At 61.7% G+C, this 21,443-nt stretch carries 20 protein-coding genes and 1 tRNA gene; 10 read left to right on the forward strand and 11 right to left on the reverse strand.

Going from position 1 to position 21,443, the window contains the following annotated elements; translation table 11 throughout:
* The first annotated feature begins 4 nt into the window (after positions 1-4).
* Positions 5-490 carry a hypothetical protein gene (locus KFK14_RS11915; RefSeq protein WP_212607783.1) on the forward strand — a complete coding sequence of 162 codons (486 nt, stop codon included), beginning with the start codon at positions 5-7 and terminating at the stop codon, positions 488-490.
* Between the two features lie 259 nt (positions 491-749).
* Here the strand turns inward: KFK14_RS11915 and parE are convergent, their stop codons facing one another.
* Positions 750-2,726 (reverse strand): DNA topoisomerase IV subunit B, encoded by a 1,977-nt coding sequence (parE, locus tag KFK14_RS11920; RefSeq protein ID WP_212611134.1) that lies wholly within the window; start codon positions 2,724-2,726, stop codon positions 750-752.
* A 101-nt stretch (positions 2,727-2,827) separates the two neighbouring features.
* A complete protein-coding gene (locus KFK14_RS11925) occupies positions 2,828-3,490 on the reverse strand; it encodes a GcrA family cell cycle regulator (protein WP_212607784.1) in 663 nt (220 codons plus the stop codon).
* 149 nt (positions 3,491-3,639) lie between these two features.
* Between KFK14_RS11925 and KFK14_RS11930 the strand changes: the two genes are divergently transcribed.
* Positions 3,640-4,500 carry an ABC transporter permease gene (locus KFK14_RS11930; protein ID WP_212607785.1) on the forward strand — a complete coding sequence of 287 codons (861 nt, stop codon included), beginning with the start codon at positions 3,640-3,642 and terminating at the stop codon, positions 4,498-4,500.
* A gap of 57 nt (positions 4,501-4,557) precedes the next feature.
* On the opposite strand, the gene hspQ is transcribed toward KFK14_RS11930, so the two are convergent.
* Positions 4,558-4,938 (reverse strand): heat shock protein HspQ, encoded by a 381-nt coding sequence (hspQ, locus tag KFK14_RS11935; RefSeq protein WP_070153573.1) that lies wholly within the window; start codon positions 4,936-4,938, stop codon positions 4,558-4,560.
* Positions 4,939-5,083: 145 nt separating this feature from the next.
* On the opposite strand from hspQ, the gene KFK14_RS11940 reads away from it, so the two are divergent.
* Positions 5,084-5,173: transfer RNA gene (locus KFK14_RS11940), tRNA-Ser, on the forward strand.
* Between the two features lie 134 nt (positions 5,174-5,307).
* On the opposite strand, the gene KFK14_RS11945 is transcribed toward KFK14_RS11940, so the two are convergent.
* Positions 5,308-6,063, reverse strand: coding sequence for an SDR family oxidoreductase (locus KFK14_RS11945; RefSeq protein WP_212607786.1), 756 nt, complete (start codon positions 6,061-6,063; stop codon positions 5,308-5,310).
* A gap of 71 nt (positions 6,064-6,134) precedes the next feature.
* Here KFK14_RS11945 and KFK14_RS11950 point away from each other — a divergent pair, with 71 nt between their 5' ends.
* A complete protein-coding gene (locus KFK14_RS11950) occupies positions 6,135-6,785 on the forward strand; it encodes a TetR/AcrR family transcriptional regulator (RefSeq protein ID WP_212607787.1) in 651 nt (216 codons plus the stop codon).
* 55 nt (positions 6,786-6,840) lie between these two features.
* Here KFK14_RS11950 and KFK14_RS11955 read toward each other — a convergent pair whose 3' ends face one another.
* Positions 6,841-7,155: a hypothetical protein gene (locus KFK14_RS11955; RefSeq protein WP_212607788.1), complete on the reverse strand. Its 315-nt coding sequence runs from the start codon at positions 7,153-7,155 to the stop codon at positions 6,841-6,843.
* Between KFK14_RS11955 and KFK14_RS11960 the strand changes: the two genes are divergently transcribed.
* The 4 genes from KFK14_RS11960 to KFK14_RS11975 are packed head-to-tail and all read left to right on the forward strand — an operon-like array spanning position 7,111 to position 12,430.
* Positions 7,111-7,626, forward strand: a complete 516-nt coding sequence (locus KFK14_RS11960; RefSeq protein ID WP_281417188.1) for an RNA polymerase sigma factor — start codon at positions 7,111-7,113, stop codon at positions 7,624-7,626. The genes KFK14_RS11955 and KFK14_RS11960 overlap by 45 nt on opposite strands.
* Positions 7,623-8,651, forward strand: a complete 1,029-nt coding sequence (locus KFK14_RS11965) for a FecR family protein (protein ID WP_212607790.1) — start codon at positions 7,623-7,625, stop codon at positions 8,649-8,651. Before KFK14_RS11960 ends, KFK14_RS11965 begins: the two co-directional genes overlap by 4 nt.
* A 53-nt stretch (positions 8,652-8,704) precedes the next feature.
* Positions 8,705-11,371, forward strand: coding sequence for a TonB-dependent receptor (locus KFK14_RS11970; protein WP_212607791.1), 2,667 nt, complete (start codon positions 8,705-8,707; stop codon positions 11,369-11,371).
* Positions 11,372-11,431: 60 nt separating this feature from the next.
* Positions 11,432-12,430 carry an MBL fold metallo-hydrolase gene (locus KFK14_RS11975; RefSeq protein ID WP_212607792.1) on the forward strand — a complete coding sequence of 333 codons (999 nt, stop codon included), beginning with the start codon at positions 11,432-11,434 and terminating at the stop codon, positions 12,428-12,430.
* 88 nt (positions 12,431-12,518) lie between these two features.
* On the opposite strand, the gene KFK14_RS11980 is transcribed toward KFK14_RS11975, so the two are convergent.
* Entirely contained in the window at positions 12,519-13,412 is an 894-nt protein-coding gene (locus KFK14_RS11980; protein WP_246524607.1) for an AraC family transcriptional regulator, read from the reverse strand.
* Positions 13,413-13,548: 136 nt separating this feature from the next.
* Here KFK14_RS11980 and KFK14_RS11985 point away from each other — a divergent pair, with 136 nt between their 5' ends.
* Entirely contained in the window at positions 13,549-14,505 is a 957-nt protein-coding gene (locus KFK14_RS11985; RefSeq protein ID WP_212607793.1) for an SDR family NAD(P)-dependent oxidoreductase, read from the forward strand.
* 137 nt (positions 14,506-14,642) lie between these two features.
* Here KFK14_RS11985 and KFK14_RS11990 read toward each other — a convergent pair whose 3' ends face one another.
* Positions 14,643-15,104 (reverse strand): Lrp/AsnC family transcriptional regulator, encoded by a 462-nt coding sequence (locus KFK14_RS11990; protein WP_212607794.1) that lies wholly within the window; start codon positions 15,102-15,104, stop codon positions 14,643-14,645.
* 331 nt (positions 15,105-15,435) lie between these two features.
* Here KFK14_RS11990 and KFK14_RS11995 point away from each other — a divergent pair, with 331 nt between their 5' ends.
* On the forward strand, positions 15,436-18,093 hold the full coding sequence (locus KFK14_RS11995; RefSeq protein ID WP_212607795.1) for a TonB-dependent receptor plug domain-containing protein: 2,658 nt from the start codon (positions 15,436-15,438) through the stop codon (positions 18,091-18,093).
* Between the two features lie 89 nt (positions 18,094-18,182).
* On the opposite strand, the gene KFK14_RS12000 is transcribed toward KFK14_RS11995, so the two are convergent.
* The 4 genes from KFK14_RS12000 to KFK14_RS12015 form a co-directional block, all read right to left on the reverse strand.
* Positions 18,183-18,437, reverse strand: coding sequence for a hypothetical protein (locus tag KFK14_RS12000; protein WP_212607796.1), 255 nt, complete (start codon positions 18,435-18,437; stop codon positions 18,183-18,185).
* 94 nt (positions 18,438-18,531) lie between these two features.
* On the reverse strand, positions 18,532-19,443 hold the full coding sequence (locus KFK14_RS12005; RefSeq protein ID WP_212607797.1) for a 5'-methylthioadenosine/S-adenosylhomocysteine nucleosidase: 912 nt from the start codon (positions 19,441-19,443) through the stop codon (positions 18,532-18,534).
* 150 nt (positions 19,444-19,593) lie between these two features.
* On the reverse strand, positions 19,594-19,797 hold the full coding sequence (locus KFK14_RS12010) for a hypothetical protein (protein ID WP_070153221.1): 204 nt from the start codon (positions 19,795-19,797) through the stop codon (positions 19,594-19,596).
* Positions 19,798-19,945: 148 nt separating this feature from the next.
* Positions 19,946-21,349 (reverse strand): M20/M25/M40 family metallo-hydrolase, encoded by a 1,404-nt coding sequence (locus tag KFK14_RS12015; RefSeq protein ID WP_212607798.1) that lies wholly within the window; start codon positions 21,347-21,349, stop codon positions 19,946-19,948.
* Positions 21,350-21,443 lie beyond the last annotated feature (94 nt).

Genomic DNA, 21,443 nt, shown 5'->3' on the forward strand with positions numbered 1-21,443 from the left:
AAGCATGGAAAGCTACCTCCTGACGGTTCTCAAAGGGTGCGGGATGATGGTAAGATCATTGCTCATGCTTGCGTTGACAGGCGCTGCCATCATGTATTTTTCGGGTGGCTCCCCGGCCGACCTCGTATCTTCGGCCTTCCACACGACCAGGCCCGTTACAGGGGCAGGCTGGCGGCCCGATTGCGAAGCCATGATGCAGCAGTTCGAATCAGGATCGGACGCGCCGCCCGATCAGGGCCAGGGACAATCCGGCAATTTGGCCCAGTCCATGGGAACGACATTCAAGTCAGTTATGCAAATCAGCGCTTTTACGACAAAATTGCGCGCCGCCGGATGCAGTCCCGAAAGCCGGCTGGCCAATTATGAGGCCATGACGGCGCAGTTGGAGGAAGAACCCGCAGCATCGGGTTGGACCACAAAGCAGGAAATCGTTTTCGAGCCCGGTAAGCCAATGGTGGATGTCTCGATGGATCGGCCGGCCAAACCATAGGGCGGAATGTTGGATCGCGATGCCCGATATGGTCAGCCAATCCAACTTGCGGCTGCGACACTCGAAAATGTAAATTTTATTCAATAATATCAAATATTTACAACGAATTTTGCCCATTCGCGCATGCAAATGCAATAGCCCGCACGAGCCGATTCCTCCAACGTCTTGAATCTACGCGCATAAATGCCTGTTTAAAACCCCGGATACCCTCGCATTCCCCGTCGCATTTGCTGCGCGGCGGAGACCGCCGGATCAGCGTTCAGGCGTCGATCGCTTCCTCGTCCACCGCCGCCGCATTCTCCTGAATGAAGGCGTAGCGGTGCGCCGGGTTGTTGCCCATCAACCGGTCGACCAGATCGCGGACCGCCGCCCTGTCCTCGACATCGGGGGGCAGGGTGATGCGGATCATGCCCCGGGTCTTTGGGTCCATCGTCGTCTCGCGCAACTGGCCGGGGTTCATCTCGCCCAGGCCCTTGAAGCGGCTGACATCGACCTTCTTGCCCTTGAACTCGCCGGTCATGATCTCCGCCCGGTGCGCATCGTCCCGCGCATAGAGGCTCTTGCCGCCTGACACGAGACGATAGAGCGGCGGTTGCGCCAGATAAAGGTGCCCCCGCCGCACCAGCTCCGGCATCTCCTGAAAGAAGAAGGTCATGAGCAGCGTGGCGATATGCGCGCCGTCGACGTCCGCGTCCGTCATGATGACGATCCGCTCGTACCGCAGCGTGTCCGGGTTGCAGTCCTTGCGCGTCCCGCAGCCCAGCGCCAGGATCATGTCGGCGATTTCCTGATTGGCCAGGATCTTCGCATTATTGGCCGAAGCGACGTTCAATATCTTGCCGCGGATGGGCAGGATCGCCTGCGTCTTGCGGTCCCGCGCCTGCTTGGCGGACCCGCCCGCGCTGTCACCCTCGACGATGAACAATTCCGTCCCCTCCGGATCGTCGGCGGAACAGTCGGTCAGCTTGCCGGGCAGGCGCAGCTTGCGGGCGGAAGTCGCGGTCTTGCGCTTGACCTCCTTCTCCTGCTTGCGCTTCAGCCGCTCGTCCATGCGGTCGAGCACATAGGCGAGCAGCGCCTTGCCCCGGTCCATATGGTCGGACAGGAAATGGTCGAAATGGTCGCGCACGGCGTTCTCGACCAGCCGCGCGGCCTCCGGGGAGGTCAGCCGGTCCTTGGTCTGGCTCTGAAACTGCGGATCGCGGATGAACACGGACAGCATGATTTCGGAGGAGGTCATGATGTCCTCCGCCGTAATGTCCTTGCCCTTCTTTTGCCCCACCAGATCGGCAAAGGCGCGAATGCCCTTGGTCAGCGCGGCGCGCAGGCCATTCTCATGCGTGCCGCCATCGGGCGTCGGGATGGTGTTGCAATACCAGCTATAGCTGCCGTCCGACCAGAGCGGCCACGCCACCGCCCATTCGACCCGGCCCGCAGTGCCGGGGAAGTCCTGACTGCCGGAAAAGAACTGGCTGGTCGCGCATTCCCGTTCGCCAATCTGCTCCTTCAGATGGTCGGACAGGCCGCCGGGGAACTGGAACACCGCCTCGGCAGGCGTATCGTCGGTGATCAGCTCCGGCGCACATTTCCACCGTATCTCGACCCCGGCGAACAGATAGGCTTTTGACCGGGCAAGCTTGTGAAGCCGCCCCGGCTTGAACTTCATCTCGCCGAAAATCTCGCTGTCCGGCACGAAGCTGACCGACGTGCCCCGGCGATTGGGCGCGGCGCCGACCTTCTCCAGCGGGCCTTTCGGATGCCCCTGGCTGAACGACTGGCGGTAAAGCTCCCGGTTGCGGGCCACCTCTATCGTCGTGTCGACCGACAGCGCATTGACCACGCTGACGCCCACGCCGTGCAGGCCGCCGGACGTCGCATAGGCCTTGTCGGAAAATTTGCCGCCCGAATGCAGCGTGGTCAGGATGACTTCCAGCGCTGACTTGTCGGGGAATTTCGGATGGGGATCGACCGGGATGCCGCGCCCATTGTCGATAATGGTCAGGCGGTTGCCCGGCTCCAGGATCAGGTCGATCCGCGTCGCATGGCCCGCCACCGCCTCATCCATGGCGTTGTCGAGCACTTCGGAGGCGAGGTGATGGAAAGCGCGCTCGTCGGTGCCGCCGATATACATGCCTGGTCGGCGGCGCACCGGCTCCAGCCCCTCCAGCACTTCGATGGAGGAGGCGTCATAATCGGTCGAGGTCTTGGGCGAATTGGCGAACAGATCGTCGGACATGGAAAGGCTATAGGGTGCCGGGGGCATGGGGCGCAATGCGCCGTTAACGAAAAAAGGCCGCCTCGCGGGCGGCCTTCAATCCATTCAATGCGTTGCGCCGTTCAGCGGACGCGGGGTCCGCCGAAGGGCAGGGGCGGCGGCGGGCGGCGCGTGCCGCGCGGCAACTGTGCCTGATAGGCCCGGCCGCAATGCTCGACGCAATAGGGAAAGCCCGGATTGACCTTCTCGCCGCAGAAGTGGAAGTCCGGCTCGCCCGGATGCCCCATCGGCCATTTGCAGATCTTCTCGGTCAGGTCGAGCAGGCTGGTCTTGCCGATAATGTCCGCGCTCGGCTTGGCCGGGACAAGGCGGCGGGGCGGGGCGGGGGGGATCGGCGCCTGCTGATCGCCCGGCCCCTGCCGAAGGAAGCCGCCCGGACCCACGGACACGATGCGCGGCTGCTGCGGAACGACCGGAGCCGCAGGCTCCGCGCTGACCGCCGCAGCCGGACGCTGCGGCGCGGGCGCGGCCGACTGGACGGCGGGGCGCGCTTCCGGTTCCTGCCTTGGCGGCGGCGCGGGCTTTTTCACCGGGGCGGCCGCCTTCTTGCGCGGCGTCTCGGTCGCCTTCACCGGCGACGGGCGCGACTGCAGGCCCAGGCGATGCGCCTTTCCGATCACGGCGTTGCGGCTGACGCCACCCAGCTCGTCCGCGATCTGGCTGGCAGTCATGCCCTTTTCCCACATCGTTCTAAGCTGGTCGATCCGTTCGTCGGTCCAGGACAAGGCAGGCTCCTAAAATTCGGTGATTAACAGGGTGAAGGTCATATGGTGTGCCAACCACCATCCTTCAATTCGTCAAAAGATGCAGGATGCGGCGTGGACGGCCAATTCGCACTTGCCGCATCTGGCCGCACCCGATAGTCGATCCAGCAATGAACGACCATAGCAAAAATGCGGCCGGCGCGGCGGAAACGATGATCCGGCACGAACCGGGCGTTCCCGTCATCAAGAATATCAACTGGCCGGGCATGCGCGCGCTCTACCGCAAGGAGGTGCGCCGCTTCATGAAGGTGCAGCTTCAGACCGTCTGGGCGCCCGCGCTGACCACATTGCTGTTCCTGATCATCTTCCTGCTCGCGCTGGGCGGGGAGGGGCGGATGCTGAGCCTGAAAGGGCAGCAGGTCCATTTCGCCGACTTCATCGCCCCTGGCCTGATCATCATGGGCATGATCAACGCCTGCTTCGCCAATTCCAGCTTCTCCCTGCTCGTCGGCAAGATCCAAGGGACATTGGTGGACTATCTGATGCCGCCGATTTCGGTGGGTGAGATGCTGTTCGCGCTTGTCGCCTCGTCGGTCACGCGCGCGGTCATGGTCGGCTTCGCCCTCTGGCTCGCGATGGCGCTCTGGCCAAGCGTGCATGTGACGCCGGTGCATTTCTGGGCGATTTTGTGGTTCGGCCTGCTTGGCTGCTCCTTTATCGCCTTCCTTGGCGTGCTGACCTCGATCTGGGCGGAGAAGTTTGACCATGCCGCCGCCGTGACCAATTTCGTCATCGGCCCCTTCGCCCTCCTGTCGGGCACCTTCTATTCGATCGACCGCCTGCCGCCACTGTTTCAGGCGATCAGCCACGCTAACCCGTTCTTCTACATCATTTCGGGTTTCCGCTATGGCTTCGTGTCGGCCGCCGACACCAATGTCATGGTGGGCAGCGCCGTCATCCTGACGCTGAACATCGTGGTGGGATGCGCGACCTACGGGCTGCTGCGCCGGGGCTGGAAGCTCAAGGCCTGAGCCTGCGGCCCAGTGAATCTGCAGTGAACCTGCGGCGGGACGGGCCGCCGCCGGCCATCAATGCCGGTGGAGCGGCCTCAGGCGATATTTGCCATCCGCATAGGCGCCGAAGATGCCGCCGATCGCCGGATGATCGACAGGCTCATCGCTGTCGTCGCTGACCAGATTCTGCTGGCTGACATAGGCGACATAGCTCGCCTCGCCATTTTCGGCGAGCAGGTGGTAGAAGGGCTGGTCCCTGTCCGGCCGCATCTCCTCCGGGATCGCCTCATACCATTCCTCTGTATTGGCGAATACGGGATCGATATCGAAGATGACGCCGCGAAAACCGAACATCCGGTGCTTCACCACATCGCCGATGCTGAAGCGCGCATGGGAGATGAAGGGAGCATTGCGCGCGATATTGGCGCCGAAGGCGGGAGGATTCGTGCTGGACATGACGTTAATGTAGGGATGCATTACGCAGGCGCAAGAAAAATGCCGAAAGCCCCGCTTGGCAAAGCCAATTTCATTCGCTAATGCCCGCCCCTCGACTTGGGTAGCCCCCAATCGGAAGGCATCTTCCGACGGACAGACCCCTCGCGGAGAGGTGGCAGAGTGGTCGAATGCACCGCACTCGAAATGCGGCGTGCCCGCGAGGGTACCCAGGGTTCGAATCCCTGCCTCTCCGCCACCTACCTGAACCAGGACGCAGCGGTTATCGGCCATGTATTGTGATGCATGCGCAGGCGGGAGGCGCGCGGGGATTCAGCCTTTGGGCCAGAAGCGGCATGCGTGGTCGCCGATACCGCTCCCGGTCGCGGCGTCCTATTCGCCCTTTGACCAGGCGATGGCGTCGGCGCCTGCCGGCAATACCGCCGGACAGTCCGGATCGGTTGCCGCCCGGAAGATCGCCTCTGCAACGTCCCGCGACGTGGTGACGACGCCATTTCCTGCGCTCTGCATCATGGCCAGCGTCCTCTGCGCAAAATCGGCATAAGGCTCCGGGAATCCTCCCGCCTCCATGATATGCCCCTGCGCCGTGGCGGCGAAGGCGGTCGAAGGGGCCATGCCGGGCAGGACGACCCGCGCCCGGATGCCGAATTCCGCAAGTTCCAGCGCGGCGGATTCGGTCAGCGCCGTCATCGCCGCCTTGCTCGCGCGATATACGGAAAGCAGCGGCAAGGGCTTGTAGGTCGAGCTGGAACTGACATTAATGATCGTGCCGGAACGCCGCGCGCGCATGCCTGGCAGGACCGCCTGCATCATGGCCATTGCGCCGAACAGATTGGCTTCGAATATCTCGCGCACCGTTTCCATCGGCGTGCCCTCGACGGCGTTGAGCCAGCCTATGCCGGCATTGTTGACCAATATGTCGATAGCGCCAGCCTCCGCGACGGCCGCGGCTATGCTGTCGGGATCGGTGACGTCCAGCGGCAATAGCCGTAATCTGTCCGAGGCGGGGAGGGTGCTTGCGGCGGGGTTGCGCATCGTTGCGATGACGCTCCAGCCTTTTTCGAGGAAATAGAGGGCCGTTTCCCGGCCGAAACCGGTCGAACAGCCGGTAATGAGGACGCTATTCATCGCATGACTCCTTGCGGGGGAATGAGTGAGCCGCCAAGATATGAACGATCCTTCAGTTTCGGAATTCGCATATGAATCGCCCCGCGCCTTCGCTCCTCAAGCCCCGGAAAGCGCCGCAACAGGCGCGCTCCGCCGCGACAATCGAGGCGATACATATCGCCACCATTCAGGTTTTGCTGGCAGGTGGAGTGGGGCGTCTCACAACGACGCGGGTGGCCGAACGGGCGGGCGTGTCGGTTGGCACCATGTACCAATATTATCCGCACAAGCAGGCGCTGTTGTTCGCCCTGGTGGAACGTCAGTTCGACCTGATCGAGAGCGCGATGCAGGCCGCGGCGGAGCGCCTCATGGGATGCGACCTGCAGACGATCGCGGCAGGGCTGGCTACGGCATGGCTCGACGCCAAAATGGCGGACAGGGTCGCCTCACGCGCAATCTATGGCATCGCCGCCGAATTTGACCTGTCGGAACTGATGAGCAGGGCAGCCTCGTGCATGGCGCAAATGATCGACGCCCTGCTCGCCAATGCGCCCGGCGCGCACTTTGCCGACCGGGCCTCCGTGGCATTCATGCTTGCGGCATTGCTCGGAGGCTCGGTGCGCGTGGTCATGGAGGCCGAGGCGTCCGAAGACAATTTCACGCGCCTGCGCCGCGAGTTGCCGCAAGCATGCCATGCCTATCTGGCCGCAGCCAATCAAATGGCTGCGGCCCAATCTCAATAGGCCGCCGACAGGGTCAGGAACCATTGGCGCGGCGCGATGGGCAGGCGGCTGAGAACTACAGAATATCGGCGTTCGGCGAATGCTTCCCGCGACCCTGAACGCCGTCTGGAGGACCAAAAGGGTCCCAAAAGTGTTGCATAGGTACAACGACTTCGGGGTTTACAAGATATCCTGTGAGCATATGCTCAATTGCGATTTCGCGCCGCAGAGCTGAATAAATCGGCCGGCGCAAAGGGGAAGCGCATTGGCGCATGGAGAGAACAAGATATTGACCGGGCGCCGTCCATTGGAGATTGATGCCCGTGATGGAACGTCCGTTCTTGGCGTGGACCTGTTCCAGCCAAGCTGCTTTGATGACATCGACCACCATTTCCGGCGCCCTTTACGGGGTTATTTCTTGCGGCGATCCGTGTCTCCTACCGATGCGGACGATTTAACGCAGGATGTGTTTCTTCGCCTGCTCAGCAGGCGGAAGGACAATGCGATCGATAATTTCGAAGGCTATGTCTATCGGATCGCTACCAACGTCCTGAATGATTTCCGGCGCCGGTCAGCGATTTTCGATGACAAGCCGTTCGAGGATCATTGCCACGAAAATCACGAGTGGCTGATCGACAGGATCGATGCCGAGCGTATAGTCCTGGCGAGGGAGGCTTTGATGACCCTTCGCGCGGCGCTGGATGGACTGGACGAACGGACCCGCACAGTGATCCTCCTGTACCGGCTCGACCGCATGCGGCAGCGCGAGATTGCGAAAAAGATCGGCCTCTCGGTGAGCAGCGTGGAAAAGATCATCGTCAAGGCGATGGTGCATCTTGCGCGGGCGATGCGATCTTCATGAGCGACGCAGAAACCCGTCAGTTGGAAGCCGCTGCGCGCTGGTATTTCGAACTCGATCAGGCGGGACACGATCCGCAGCTTGAGCGCCGCTTTCATGCATGGCTGCAGCGCGATCCAGACCATGCCTCAGCTTTCAATGACATTGTTCGGTCGCTGGCGGCCATTGATGGCCAGGAGGACAGATCGGAGCTGTCGGCGGCGGCCCATGAGGCAACGATTGGCCTTCGCCGCAGGAACAGGCTTGTTACTGGATACAAGCTCGCGGGTCTCGGCGCCCTGTTATTGGCCGTAACGGGCAGTCTGGCTTTTCGTAGCGCGCCCGCGCCGGTTGAATATGCGAACTTCCAGGATGGCGTCAGAACCGTTCGACTGGCGGACAATTCGGAAATCGTCCTCGACCGGCGAACCGTTGTCCAGGTGAACTATGCCAGCGGGGTGCGCCATATCGATCTTCTGGCCGGGCAGGCGCGGTTCAAGGTGGCTCATGATCCGGAACGTCCGTTCGAAGTGTTAGCGAACCGCCGGGTGGTGGTCGCAAAGGGCACCGATTTCGTGGTCAGCAGACCGGATGAGACTCTTTCCGTCACATTGCTATCCGGCCGGGTTGATGTCGCCATAGACCCGCCATGCATCAATTCGCTGGTATCGCTTTGCCGTTTTCTGCGGCGGGATAATCTGGTCATGCGGCCCGGCGAACGTCTTTCCGGCCCACTTGACGACGGCGCGATGGTGCGCGACCGGGTGAACGCCACGAATGCGACGGCCTGGCAGGTGGGGCTGTTGATCGCCGATAATGAGCGGCTTGGCGCATTGGTTCAGCAACTCAACCGCTATGCCGGGAAAAATATAATCGAGCTGGCCGACCCCTCCCTGAAAGACCTGCGTGTCGACGGCGCGTTCCGTATAGGAAAGCCCGTTGCGGTAGCCGAAGCGCTCCAGCAGCTCTTCGACATCGACGCACAGTTCCGCCCCTACGGACGAGTCATCCTGACGAAAAAAATGCATCCCCCCAAAAATAATCTTTGAGGGTTTTCACCGCGCTCCGGTCTTTCCCATGAAACCAAAGCGGGAGACGGATAATGCTAAGAGAGGGAAGCAGCGCGTTGGCGCTGGTCATCGGCCTTTGCGCCAGCGCGCCATCAGCATATGCGCAACAAGGCCGGATCACCATACCAGCGATGGAAATGGGGCAGGCGCTTCGTGAATTTGCCGTGCAGACAAACCGGCAGGTGGTTTTTCAGGCGTCCCAACTGCGCGGCCAGCGCAGCAACGCGATTTCGGGATATGAAGATCCAGCGACCGCTTTGCGGTATCTAATTGGTGATTCCGCTCTGGAAATCCGGCCGATGACTGACGGCGGATATGTGATCGCGCCCAGAGTCCAATCGCGCAGTCTGCTGCAGCCGACCCGATTTCAACCCAGCCCGGAACCGGCCGCGCCCTTAGCGCCGGCTTCCTTCAATCCAGCGCCGCCGGAGGAGCCGGTGGCCGATGACATCATCGTCACCGCGCAAGGGCGCGCCGAGCGGCTTCAGGATGTTCCCATCTCTGTCAGTGTGACCCAGGGATCGCTTCTGCAGGAAAAGAACATCAACAATCTGCAGGATCTTTCCGCGCGCCTGCCCAATGTGCGCATATCGTCCGCGCCGACGGCGGACTTCATCAATGTCCGGGGCGTCGGCTCATCGCTCAACTATGGCTTTGAACAATCGGTCGCCACCTTCGTCGATGGCGCTTATCGGTCACGATCGCGCGCCAGCCGCGCGGCCATGTTCGACATTGATCGCGTCGAAGTGCTGAAAGGGCCGCAGACCACCTATTTCGGCAACAACGCCATTGCCGGCGCGCTCAACATCACCACGCGCAAGCCCGGCGACAAGCTGGAGTTCAACGGAACGGCCTTCTACGCGCCGGCCTTCGGCGAATATGCGGTTGAAGCGGGCATTTCCGTGCCGCTCACGGAAACGCTCAGCGTTCGCATTTCCGGCCGCCAGTCGGGCATGGATGGCTATCTCAAGAATACCTATAGCGGCAATGACGGCCCGCACCTGAATGACAGGATCGGCCGCTTCTCCTTCGCCTGGAATCCCAGCGAAAGCCTGGAGAGCAATTTCCGCATCGACCATGTGCGTATGCGCGATGACGAAACCTGGGGAGCGGAAATCACCGACTGCCCTGCGCCCGCGCCTTTCACGACGGCAGGCGCATGCGCCCGCTATCTGGCAAATCAGGGGGCCGCCGCCGATACGAAGTTCGACCGCCGCTTCGCCAACAGCCCGTCCTTGCTCGACCTCAATCAGACGGAGGCGGTCTGGACCAACAAGCTCAGCTTCGGCGACCACAGCCTGCGGTCTATCACCAGCTATCTCGACATGGACTATCATCTCGTGAACGCGGTGATCCCCGTGCCGGGCAAGCAGGGCGGCAGCCCCATTGGCGCTGACTATGGCATCGTCAGCAGCTATTTTGAGAACTACAAGCAATTCTCGCAGGAACTGCGGTTCCAGTCGGAGCATGACGGCCCGATCACCTACATGGCCGGCCTCTATTATATGCACGGCGACCTCGATATCGACGGTTATGCGGGCCTGTATTCCGCGCCGTTCGGTAATTTCGGCGCACCCGTCACCAATGCGGCGACGCCGATCGTGTCCTTGCTGCGGGCCAATGAAAAGACCGACAATATGTCGGCTTTCGGGTCGATCACCGTCCGCCCGGTCGACCGCCTGCGCATCAGCGGCGGCCTGCGCTACAGCGTCGTCGACAAGCATGACCATCGCTCCGTCACCTATGGAACGGGGACGACGGCGAATAATTACATCCCCACGGCCGACAGTTTCACCGTTTTGCCTATCGCTACGCAGATGCAGATCGGCGCGATCACCGGGGCCAATTTCCTTGATTACAGCCCCTCGCACCGGTCGGACAGCAAGCTGATGCCGTCGGTCAACGTCCAGTATGAACTAACGTCCAGGGCGATGGCCTACGCCTCTTATGTCAAAGGCTTCAAGTCCGGCGGCTTTGCCATTGGCGAGAGCGAGCGGAGCCTGTTCGACCCTGAGACGGTGGACGCCTATGAAATCGGCCTGAAGTCGCAGCTTTTCAACAACCGGCTGACGCTGAACATCGCGGGCTTCTACAGCAAATATGACGATATGCAGGAAACCACGACCGTCGACCGGCCTTCGGGATCGCCCGGCCAGGTCACCGGCAATGTCGCGGCGTCGATCTCCAAGGGGATCGAGGTCGGCTTCTCGCTGCGGGCGACGGACGAACTGAGCTTCAACGCCGATCTCGCCTATCTCGACTCCCGCTATGACAGATATCCCGGCGCGCCGTGCACGCCACTCCAGACCCTGAATACGCCGGTGAACTGCAAGCAGGACCTTTCCGGCAAGCGGCGCGCCTTCGCGCCCAAGTTCAGCGGCAATATCGGCGTGACATACCGGCGCGACATCGGCAGCGACTATGAACTGCTGTTTGACAACAGCCTGTTCTTCACGTCCCGCTATTTCCAGCAGACCACGGCCGATCCAACGCTGGTTCAACCGGGCTTCGCTAAGTGGGACGCGCGACTGGCGTTCGGACGTCAGGACAAGCTGTGGCAACTCGCGATCGTCGGCCGGAACCTGACCGACAAGCTGACGGCGTCCTACCGCCAGTTCGTGCCCAGTTCTCCCGGATCGATCCAGGCAATGGCCGATCCGCCCCGGTCGTTCGGCCTGCAATTGAACGTCAAATACTGATCTCAGCTTCGGCCCTCCCACCTCCTCTCATGGAGGGCCGCTTTTTCTCTGGAGGCGCACATGCCGTTCTGGCGTAAATTTTCGATACTTATGTTGCCGCTCACGCTCGGCGCTGGCGCATGGGCCGCCGCGCCCGCCGCCGAAACCGGCGGAGGTGCGCCACAGGCGACGACATTGACCCTTTTGGGCACCGCGGGCGGCCCGATCATCCGCACATACCGGTCGCAGCCCTCGTCGATGTTGACGGTCAATGGACGGCATTTCCTGATCGATGCCGGGGAGGGGACGGTGCGCCGCCTTCAGGAAGCGGGCGTTCAGGCCAGCGAGATCGAAAAGGTGTTCCTGACCCACCTGCATTTCGACCATACGGCGGGGCTTGGTTCGCTTTTCGCCTTCGCCTGGACGATGCCGACCGGCAAGCCGATCGAGGTGATCGGCCCCGCCGGCACTCAGGCGATCGTGGCGGATGCGCTGAACGCGAACCGGACGTCGAAAACGCTCTATGAAGCGATCACGCCGGGCGCGCCCGACTGGATGAGGACCGCCGTCGCCAAACCGGTCGAGGCGGACAAGCCGACTATCGTCTACAAGGATGGCGATGTGACGGTGACAGCCGTCGCCAACAGCCATTTCGACGCCGTGCCCGTGCCCGATCAGCCCTATGGCAAGGTGCGCGCCTACGCCTACAGGTTCGAAACGAAGGATCGCGTCATCGTGTTCACGGGCGACACCGGCCCTTCGCCCGCCGTGGTCAGGCTTGCGGAAGGCGCGGACATTCTGGTCAGCGAGATCATCGATCTCGACCACGCAGTTGAGGTGGCCAAGGCTCAGGGCAGGACGGGCCGCGATCTGGAAGGGATCGTCGCGCACCACACCCGGGAACATCTTATCCCGGAGGAGGTCGGCAAGCTGGCGGCGGCCGCAAAAGTCAAAATGGTCGTGCTCAACCATATGGCGTTCGCTCTGGATCGCGAAGGCGCAGCGGCGCCATTCCTTGCCGGCGTGCGGAAATATTATAACGGACCCGTGGTCGCCGGCCGGGATCTCGACCAGTTCTGATATCGCCATTCATGCGGTATTGCGCCTCACGGCCGGGTTGGGCGGATACTCTCCGGAATAGCCTTCGCCAGCCCGGCCGAACGATCCCTCACGCTTCCGCGAGTCCGCCGCCATGCAACAGCCGCGCGGCGTCGCGCAGGGGAGGGAGGCCGAACAGGCGGGTATATTCCCGGCTGAACTGGGACGGGCTTTCATAGCCAACGGCATAGGCCACCCGCGCCGCCTCTGCAGGGGCCATGATCAGGCGGCGGCGCGCTTCCTGCAGGCGGATGCTCTTTTGATAGGCGAGGGGACTCATCGCCGTCACCGCCTTGAAATGCCGGTGAAAGGACGATGCGCTCATCCCGGCCAGACTGGCCAGATGATCGATCTTGAGGGAGTCGGCGTAATTCTGCCCGATCCAGTCGATCGCGCGCCTTATGCGCGACAGGCGGCTGTCCGATTGCGCGATCTGGCGCAATATCGGTCCCTGCGGCCCCTGCAGGACGCGGTAAAGTATCTCGCGCTCAAGCATCGGCGCCATGACTGGCACATCCTCCGGCGCATCCAGAAGGCGCGCGATGCGCAGCAGGGGATCGATCAGTCCGGGGGTAATCGGGCTGATGCTGATCCCGGCTTCGGCGGCGCTTTCTCCGCTATTCGGCATATCGATCAGCAGCGCCGCAATCGATGCCGGATCGAGCGCCAGCGCCACGATCATCAGCGGCTTCTCCGGGCTGGCTTCTATCACCTGGCCGATCACCGGCAGATCGATGGAGGCGACGAGCAATTCTCCGGCGCGATACTCCAGCGTCCGGCCGCCAATGATCACCCGCTTGGCGCCCTGAAGCACGAAATAGAGCATCGGCTTGTAGAGGCCGTGAGTCAGCGGCGTCGGCTCGAACGCCTGCCCCACGCTCAGCGGCAGGCGCGGCGGCGCCGGCTTCCCCGCATGACGCGCGACCAGCGCCCGCATCTCCTCCAGAATCATCTGCATGGGCATTTAGATCGGCGCGAGACGACGCAAAGGCAAGCGTGCAGAAACAGCGATTGAGAGGATCAGGCAAGGATCGGGCAGCATCGGGCGCTCCGAATGCGCGTGAAAAGCCTATCTGGGAGAAAGTTTGAAGGAGGCGTTCATGACTGACATTTTTACAGGCTTTGGCCCGGACTCGACGACCGACGAGGTGCTGGAGGGCATTGATCTTTCCGGCAAGCGCGTTCTGGTAACCGGCGTTTCCGCCGGTCTTGGCGTGGAAACGGCGCGCACCCTCGTCGCCCATGGCGCCAATGTCGTGGGCAGCGTCCGCGATCTGGACAAGGCGCGTCGCGCCACTGCCGGGATCGAGGGTCCCGGAACGCTGGAATTTGTGGAATGCGACCTGTCCTCGCTCGCCAGCGTGCGCGCCTGCACCGACGCGCTGAATGCGAAGGGGGACCGCTTCGATGCCATCATCGCCAATGCCGGCGTCATGGCGATGCCGGAGAAGCGCGAAACCGCCGACGGTTTTGAAATGCAGTTCGGCGTCAACCATCTTGGCCACTTCGTTCTGGTGAACCGCATCGCCGGTCTCATCAAGGATGGCGGGCGTCTGGTGAATCTCTCGTCCGCCGGGCACTGCTATTCCGACGTCAATCTAGACGATCCGAATTTCGACAGCACGGAATATACGCCTTTTGGGGCCTATGGCCGTTCAAAGACCGCCAACATCCTGTTCGCGGTCGAGTTTGACAGGCGGCATCGCGGCCGTGGCGTGCGCGCTGCAGCGGTGCATCCCGGCGGCATCCAGACTGAGCTTGGCCGCTATATGAGCGAAGCGGACATGAACGCCCTGGTCGAAAGCCTGAAGGAAGCGGAGGCCAAGGGTTCGCCATTCAAGTTCAAGACCGTCCCCCAGGGCGCGGCAACGTCCGTCTGGGCCGGGTTCAAGGCCGACGCCGATGAGATCGGCGGGCGCTATTGCGAGGATTGCCATGTCGCGGCGCTGAGTGTCTCGGTGGATATCCTGGAAGGCTATGAACCCTATGCGCTGGACCCGGACAACGCCAGGGCGCTCTGGGCCAAGAGCGAGGAATTGGTCGGCGAGCGCTTTTAGGGAGCGAACGCGATCCCGCCCGGCCATCGCGCGCTGCACCGCTGCGATGGCCGGAATTGGGGCCGGAATTGGGGCCGGAAATATTTGCTTTGAAGCGCCATCCCGATCCGAAATAGCCGGGCTGTACGCCCCAGCCTCTAGAATGGCAGGGGCGCATTCTCCTTCACCTCTTTCATGACGAAGAAGGTGCGCGTCTGCCGGACGCCGGGAAGCGCGATCAGATGCTGCCCGTGCAGCTTGTTGAAATCCACCATATCGCGGACCCGGATCTTCAACAGATAATCAAAGTCTCCTGCAACCAGATTGCAGTCGAGCACTTCGTCCATCCGCACTATCGCGGCTTCGAACTCGGCAAAGCTGTCGGGAGTCGACCGGTCGAGCACAACGCCGACCATTACCAGTGCGCCAAGCCCGACAGCCGATGGCGAGATTTCCGCGCGGACTCCCGTGATATATCCCTCCTCGAAAAGCCGTTGCGAACGCCGGTGACAGGTGGCTGCGCTCACGCTGACGCGCTGCGCCAGCTCGGCATTTGTCAGGCGTCCGTCGGTCTGCAGCAGGCGCAGCATGCGGAAATCGATTCGGTCCAATTTGGTCATGAAAGAAGCTTCCGATTTTCTTTGAAATGATGCGCCCGGAATAGCGCATATGCCTGGATATTTGTCCAGACCCAACAAATCGAATGCAAAGTTAGAAAGCACCTTTCCCTACATATTGCTCATACTGTCCCCGTGAATCGCATCATGGAGACCCGGAAAATGTCGCTCCTGAGAGTGAATGTTCACCGGCAGATCATCGCCGGAATCCTGCTGGCCGCCACCCGGCCGGTTCAGGGTCGTCCGGCAAATCCCGAATAGAAAAATACAAAGGCCGTTCGCAGCGAAGAACAACGGACTGCTCACATGCGAGCATATTTAAGGGAGGGAATATATGATCAGACATATGACAAGGGGAACGGTGGCCGCCAGGCTGCTGGGCACCAGCATGCTGGCCGCCGCGGCGGTTTCGGGGATGCCGGCCCTCGCGCAATCGGCGCCTCCGGCAAGCGGCGCAGGGACTGCGGACAGCGAACAGATCGTCGTTATCGGCACGCGGCGGACAGACCGCAGCGCCACCAATTCGGCCTCTCCGGTCGATGTGATCAGCGCTCAGGAAATCACGTCCCAGCCGGCCGCCAACATGCTGGACGCGGTGAAGAACATCATCCCGTCCTTCTTCGTCGGCCAGAACACCATTTCGGACGCCTCCACTTTCGTACGCGCCCCGTCTCTGCGCGGCCTGCCGGGCGACGAGGTTCTCGTGATGCTCAACGGCAAGCGGTATAACCGCTCGGCGCTGGTGCAGGTGTTTGTCGGCGGCGACACTGGCCTGTCCTTCGGCTCGCAGGGGTCGGACATCTCGGCCATCCCAGCGATCGCGATCAACAATCTCCAGGTGCTTCGCGACGGCGCAACAGCGCAATATGGGTCGGATGCAATCGCAGGCGTGCTCAACTATGGCCTGCGTGAAGACGCCGGATTGGAAATCCAGGCGCGCTACGGCCAATATTATGACAATGGCGGAGACGGAAAGAGCCGCCAGATCGCCGCGAATGCGGGTGTGAAGCTTGGCGAGATCGGCTTCATCAACCTCAGCGGCGAATATTTTGACGACAATGGCACGAGCCGCGGGGAGACCCGCCCCATCGCGCTGGTGTTCGCTCAGAATAATCCGTCACTGGCGACGCAGCTTCCCAATTATCCCGGCCCGGTCCAGATCTGGGGATCATCGCCCAGCAAGGGCTATAAGCTGCTCCTGAATTCCGGCTTGGACGTCACCGACAACAGCAACCTTTATCTGTTTGTGAACGTGGCGCATTCGAAAGGCGATCAGAGCTTCAACTACCGTTCCCCAATCAGCGCGACCGGATTGCAGATCGACAATGGCGCGACGACTACGCTGACCGACCTGGGCGCCAATTCGGCATTCGCCCATCCCATCTATCTGACCCAATGCCCGGCCGGCAATGCGTCCTGCCCGGCGGGAGGTTTCGTGAAAGACGGAAACGTCTACAACTTCACGGCGCTGTATCCCGCGGGCTTTACGCCGCGCTTCATCGGCATCACCGATCAGGCCTATGGAACGCTGGGCTATAAGGGCAAGGCGGATTCAGGCTTCACCTGGGACATCGCCGCCAGCCTCGCGCGCAATTCGCTCGACCTTTCCATGTATAACTCGCTCAGTCCGTCCTTCGGGCCGCAAACTCAGACCGAATTTGAATTCGGCAAATTGATCCAGAAGGAATTCACCGCAACGCTCGACCTCACCTATCCCGTCGAGCTAGCCGGCCTGGCCAGCCCCGTAACGCTGGCCTTCGGCGCCGAATATCGAAAGGAAACCTACGAACAGACCGAGGGCGATCTTCAATCCTACGCCGCCGGGCCGTATGCCGTGCAAAATCTCTACGTGCCGACCGGTCCTGGGACCTATGCCTTCGATTCCACCGTCACCATGCCTCCTGCGGCCAGCGGATATGGCGGCACCAGTCCGCAGGCGGCCGGTTCCTACTCGCAGAAAAGCTATGGCTTCTATGGCGCGGCGGAAACCGACATCACGGATCGCCTGACCGTTGGCGTTGCGGGACGCTACGAACATTATGACAGCTTCGGCAGCGCCACAGTCGGCAAGGCGAATGCGATCTATAAATTCTCCGACGGGCTTTCGCTTCGCGGCACTGTCGGCACCGGCTTTCATGCGCCTTCGCCGGGGCAGAACAGCGTGCAGATCCTGACCACAAACTTCCGCGCCGGTAACCAGGTTCAGACCGGCACTTACCCCGTCACCAGCCAGATCGCCCAATTCTACGGCGGTCAACCGCTCAAACCGGCAAAAGCGACCAATTTCGGCCTTGGCGTCGTCCTGAACCCCGCACCGGCCTTCACGCTCACCGTGGACGGCTACATCATCAAGGTGCGGGACCGGATCGGCATCTCCCAGACATTCAGCGTCACCGCCGCAGACATTGCCGCGCTACCGGCGCTTGCCGCTGTCGGTGCGGGAGGCGACGTCAATTATTTCACCAATGCTTTTGATACGATCACGCGCGGCGTCGATGTCGTCGGCACCTACCGGACCGATCTGGCGGGCGGCAAGCTGAACCTCACACTGGCCTATAACTATAATAAGAGCAAAGTGAGCAATTATGATCCCGCCGTCATCGGCGCGGACCAGATCGTCAATGTCGCGCATCTGGCGCCCAACCACAGGGCCAATCTCGCCGCGAACTGGACCATCGGCGATTTCACGATCAATGCGCGTGAAAATTATCATAGCTGGTGGCAGGTGGAGACCGACTATCCGGGTCAACGCTTCAGTTCGAAGTTCACGACCGATCTGGACGTCAGCTACACCTTCCAGGATCGCTACACGCTGACGGTCGGCGCAAATAATCTGTTCAACACCTATCCTGAACGGATCACAGCATCGGCGACCAACCCGATTTTCCTATCCACCAACAGTCTTGCCGACGGGCAAGTCTATCCACGCAACGGGGGTCCCTTCGGGATCAACGGTGGCTTTTGGTATGCACGTTTGCGCGTGAAATACTGATCCCGGCTCCTCCGAGTGGGTAGACTGTGGCAGGAAATCCCTTGGTTTCCTGCCACTTTTTTTTGGTGGGGAGGGGTGGGTCCCTCCGGTCAGTATCTCCAGCGTTCCGCCACCTCGACATGATCGAACAGGTGCAGGCCCAGCATCATCAGCACAGCGCTGATGCTCGCCGACAGGAACAGGGCCATGGCTATCGCCAGTTCCGGCGGAGACACTGTTTCGGGACGGCTGGCGGTAACAATCGGGGAGAATGATCGCCCTGCGAACCAAACCGCTGCAAGCATGGACGCGCCGCAGAGGCGAAGGGTGATATCGACGCCGATCGGGTTGCGCGAATGTGGCAAGGCATCCTCCAATATCAGGAAGCCTCCAGATACGCCCCTCGACATAGCTATTCGAGATTGAAGGACGGCTCAGGCCGTAGTGATTCCATATGGGTTAGTCGGGCAGGGCAGCCAAAAAAGCCGTGATCACCGCCGCGGAATTGGCGGACGCCAGGGCCATGAATGCGTGCATCTGGTTCGCCTCCGCATCCCCTCCGGCCAGATCGGATAAGCTGCGAAACCCAAGGAAGGGGATGCCATTGGCGAAGGCGACCTGCGCGACAGCGGCGCTCTCCATATCCAGCACGCGGGCACGATATGTGTCGAACAGATAGCTTCTGTACGCAGCGTTATCGACAAAGGCCGGACCGCTAATGCCTTGCCCGCCAACCACGATTACAGGCTTCCGGTCCAGGCATTGCTGCGCCGCCGCCGCGCACTGGTTCAGCCGAATCTCCCCGGCGACCTTGCTTGCCAAAGCGAGAAGGGTGGGGTCGACGGAAAAGGATGCGCGCGTCACAGGCCCCGTGGCCGTGCTGCTGGTGGTGACCAGCCGGGGGTGCATCATGCCGTAATTGGGCCTGCCGCCGTCAGTGAGCGCCGCGACGGGGGCAAAACCGTCCGCCGTTTCGCGCGCCATCAGCACTTCCAGATATTGTCCCCAACTGTCCGGGATGACGACATCGCCAATATGCAGGGACGGGTCGACTCCGCCGGCAATGCCGGAAAACAGGATGCGGGACACGGCGAAACGGTCGATCAGCAACTGCGCGTTCATGGCGGCGTTGACCATGCTTACGCCGCTTTCCATCAGGATTACTGGTTTGCCCGCGAGCGTGCCCGTGACGATAATCTTGCCGTTGACGGTTTCGTCCCTGCGATCGGCTATCGCGCCTTCCAAAGCGGCGCGCTCCGGGGGGAAGGCGATCATGATGGCGGTGCGTTTCGTTCCGTCGCGCTCTCCCGCCAAGACCGGAGGAGCAATCGCCGTCAGCAGAAGCCACAGCGCAATCACGGCAATTCTCATTACGTCCCTTTCCGAAGCGCGGAATCGCGTCGCGGGGCATAATGTTCTTCAGCATATGCCCGGTTGCAAGAAGACCCTTGCCCGGAAATGAAAAAGGGGCGGACCATATGAGCGGTCCACCCCTTTTCCGAAAACTGTGCTGACGCGAAATTACATCGCGTTGGCAGCGTTCTCCGCAACATTTGCAGCGTTCGCAGCCACGTCAGCGGCGTTGTCTGCAACAGCAGCGGCGTTGTCCACAACATTTTCGATGGCTTCGTTAGAAGCGTTCGCGGTCTCGTTGGCGGGCGTCCCACCGCAAGCGGCGAGCGCCATCAGGCCGGCCGAAGCGAAAACAATGGCGATCTTCTTCATCTTGTATGGCTCCCATAGCATTTGCCGCGCGGACGTTTCAGGCCCGACGCGAGTGACCGGCATTACCGTGTGCGGTGCACAAATCAATGTTTTTTTGGGTCGATGAAACGAAGGTTAGCGGCGATGACATGTTGTCTATCAGCAAACTTCACTTTGCGGACAGGCTTTCCGGGGCATTGGCGGCCACTGCCAGCATGGCGGTCCAGGCCGCCACATTCTGCCGCACCTGTTGCGGATCGACCTTGTCGAACGTGTCATCTGCGGTGTGATGCAGATCGAAATAACGGGTGCCGTCCTGCTGCAGATCGACCGTCGCGACTCCGGCTTTCACGAACAGCGCATTGTCCGCGCCGCCGGACGCCGGATGCTCTCCCTTGCCGATCCCAAGGGGGATGAGCGCTGTTGCGATTCGGTCCGCAACCGCCTTGGCGGATTCGGGGAAGGCGAAGTCGACGCGCCAGATGCGATCCGCGCCGAAATCCGATTCAGACGTCAGGACATGCAGTTCGCTCTTGTGCGCTTCGAAATAGGCGTTGCCGCCATACGACCCGACTTCCTCCGCCCCGGCGAGAAGGACGCGGATGGTCCGGCGCGGGGTTCCGGCGTCCATGATGCGCTTCGCCGCCGCGCTGACGATGGCGACGCCCGCCGCATCGTCGATGGCGCCGGTGCCCAGATCCCAACTGTCGAGATGGCCGGCCACCATGATGATGCCAGCCGAGGGATCGCTGCCCGGAACTTCGGCAATGACATTGCCCGATTCCTGCTTGCCATTGAATTGCGGCGTCAGCAGCAGCTTCATCGTAATCGGCTTGCCGCGCTTGACCATGCGTTCGATCTGATCGGCGTCGGGGCCGGACAGGGCGGCCGCGGGAATCGGCTGCACGCCCTCCTCGAACCGGGTGACGCCGGTATGCGGCATGCGATGACGGTCTGTGCCGATCGATTTGATGACGATCGCCGCCGCGCCCTTCTTGGCCGCCATGTTCGGCCCCACGAAGCGCGCCATGCCATAAGCGCCATAGCTCGACCCATCCTGTGTCGGCATCATCTGGTTGCTGACGAAGGCGATCTTGCCTTTCAGGCTGCCGTCCGGCGCGGCCTGAAGATCGGCGACCGTCGGGAAATAGACGATTTCGGCTTCAAGCCCCTTCTTGCCGGTCGACCCGCTGTTGCCCAGCGCCGCGACGATCAGCTTTTGCGGGAAGGGGGCGACGATGCTCGCCTCCTCCTCGCCGCGCACCCAGGCGGGCATCATATAGGTTTCGATCCGCACATTGCTGAAACCCAGCGCCTTCAGCTTCGCGGCGGCCCAGGTCCTTGCCTCCGCTTCTTTTGCCGTTGCGGCCGGGCGGGGTCCGACTTCGGTCGTCAGCCCCTCGATAATGTCCATGGCCACATCGTCACGCAACGCCGCCTCGCGCATCGCCGCCACATTGGAGAGGGTGGCGGGGACCATATCCGGCCCCTTGTCGAGAGCAGGCGGAGCGGCATGGGCGAGGCTGGCGATGAGGAGGGACAGGGCGGCGGCGGGGAGGGCGATTTTCTGCATGGCGGCCATGCTAACCGGCATTTCGCCATTTGCCAACGCGCCCCGCCTTCGCTAACTCGGCCCGGATTCCCCCTATCCGCACATTCCGGAGCAG

The sequence above is a fragment of the Sphingobium phenoxybenzoativorans genome, assembly GCF_018286635.1.
GTDB lineage: Bacteria > Pseudomonadota > Alphaproteobacteria > Sphingomonadales > Sphingomonadaceae > Sphingobium > Sphingobium phenoxybenzoativorans.

Coding starts and splice junctions, on each gene's coding strand:
- KFK14_RS11990 (WP_212607794.1), bottom strand. CDS start 15,104: ATGACCAAATTGGACCGAATCGATTTCCGCATGCTGCGCCTGCTGCAG.
- KFK14_RS12005 (WP_212607797.1), bottom strand. CDS start 19,443: ATGAGAATTGCCGTGATTGCGCTGTGGCTTCTGCTGACGGCGATTGCT.
- KFK14_RS11975 (WP_212607792.1), top strand. CDS start 11,432: ATGCCGTTCTGGCGTAAATTTTCGATACTTATGTTGCCGCTCACGCTC.
- KFK14_RS11955 (WP_212607788.1), bottom strand. CDS start 7,155: ATGGTGGTCGATGTCATCAAAGCAGCTTGGCTGGAACAGGTCCACGCC.
- hspQ (WP_070153573.1), bottom strand. CDS start 4,938: ATGTCCAGCACGAATCCTCCCGCCTTCGGCGCCAATATCGCGCGCAAT.
- KFK14_RS12010 (WP_070153221.1), bottom strand. CDS start 19,797: ATGAAGAAGATCGCCATTGTTTTCGCTTCGGCCGGCCTGATGGCGCTC.
- KFK14_RS11980 (WP_246524607.1), bottom strand. CDS start 13,412: ATGCCCATGCAGATGATTCTGGAGGAGATGCGGGCGCTGGTCGCGCGT.
- KFK14_RS11970 (WP_212607791.1), top strand. CDS start 8,705: ATGCTAAGAGAGGGAAGCAGCGCGTTGGCGCTGGTCATCGGCCTTTGC.
- KFK14_RS11965 (WP_212607790.1), top strand. CDS start 7,623: ATGAGCGACGCAGAAACCCGTCAGTTGGAAGCCGCTGCGCGCTGGTAT.
- KFK14_RS12015 (WP_212607798.1), bottom strand. CDS start 21,349: ATGCAGAAAATCGCCCTCCCCGCCGCCGCCCTGTCCCTCCTCATCGCC.
- KFK14_RS11950 (WP_212607787.1), top strand. CDS start 6,135: ATGAATCGCCCCGCGCCTTCGCTCCTCAAGCCCCGGAAAGCGCCGCAA.
- KFK14_RS11915 (WP_212607783.1), top strand. CDS start 5: ATGGAAAGCTACCTCCTGACGGTTCTCAAAGGGTGCGGGATGATGGTA.
- KFK14_RS11945 (WP_212607786.1), bottom strand. CDS start 6,063: ATGAATAGCGTCCTCATTACCGGCTGTTCGACCGGTTTCGGCCGGGAA.
- KFK14_RS11995 (WP_212607795.1), top strand. CDS start 15,436: ATGATCAGACATATGACAAGGGGAACGGTGGCCGCCAGGCTGCTGGGC.
- KFK14_RS11985 (WP_212607793.1), top strand. CDS start 13,549: ATGACTGACATTTTTACAGGCTTTGGCCCGGACTCGACGACCGACGAG.
- parE (WP_212611134.1), bottom strand. CDS start 2,726: ATGTCCGACGATCTGTTCGCCAATTCGCCCAAGACCTCGACCGATTAT.
- KFK14_RS11930 (WP_212607785.1), top strand. CDS start 3,640: ATGAACGACCATAGCAAAAATGCGGCCGGCGCGGCGGAAACGATGATC.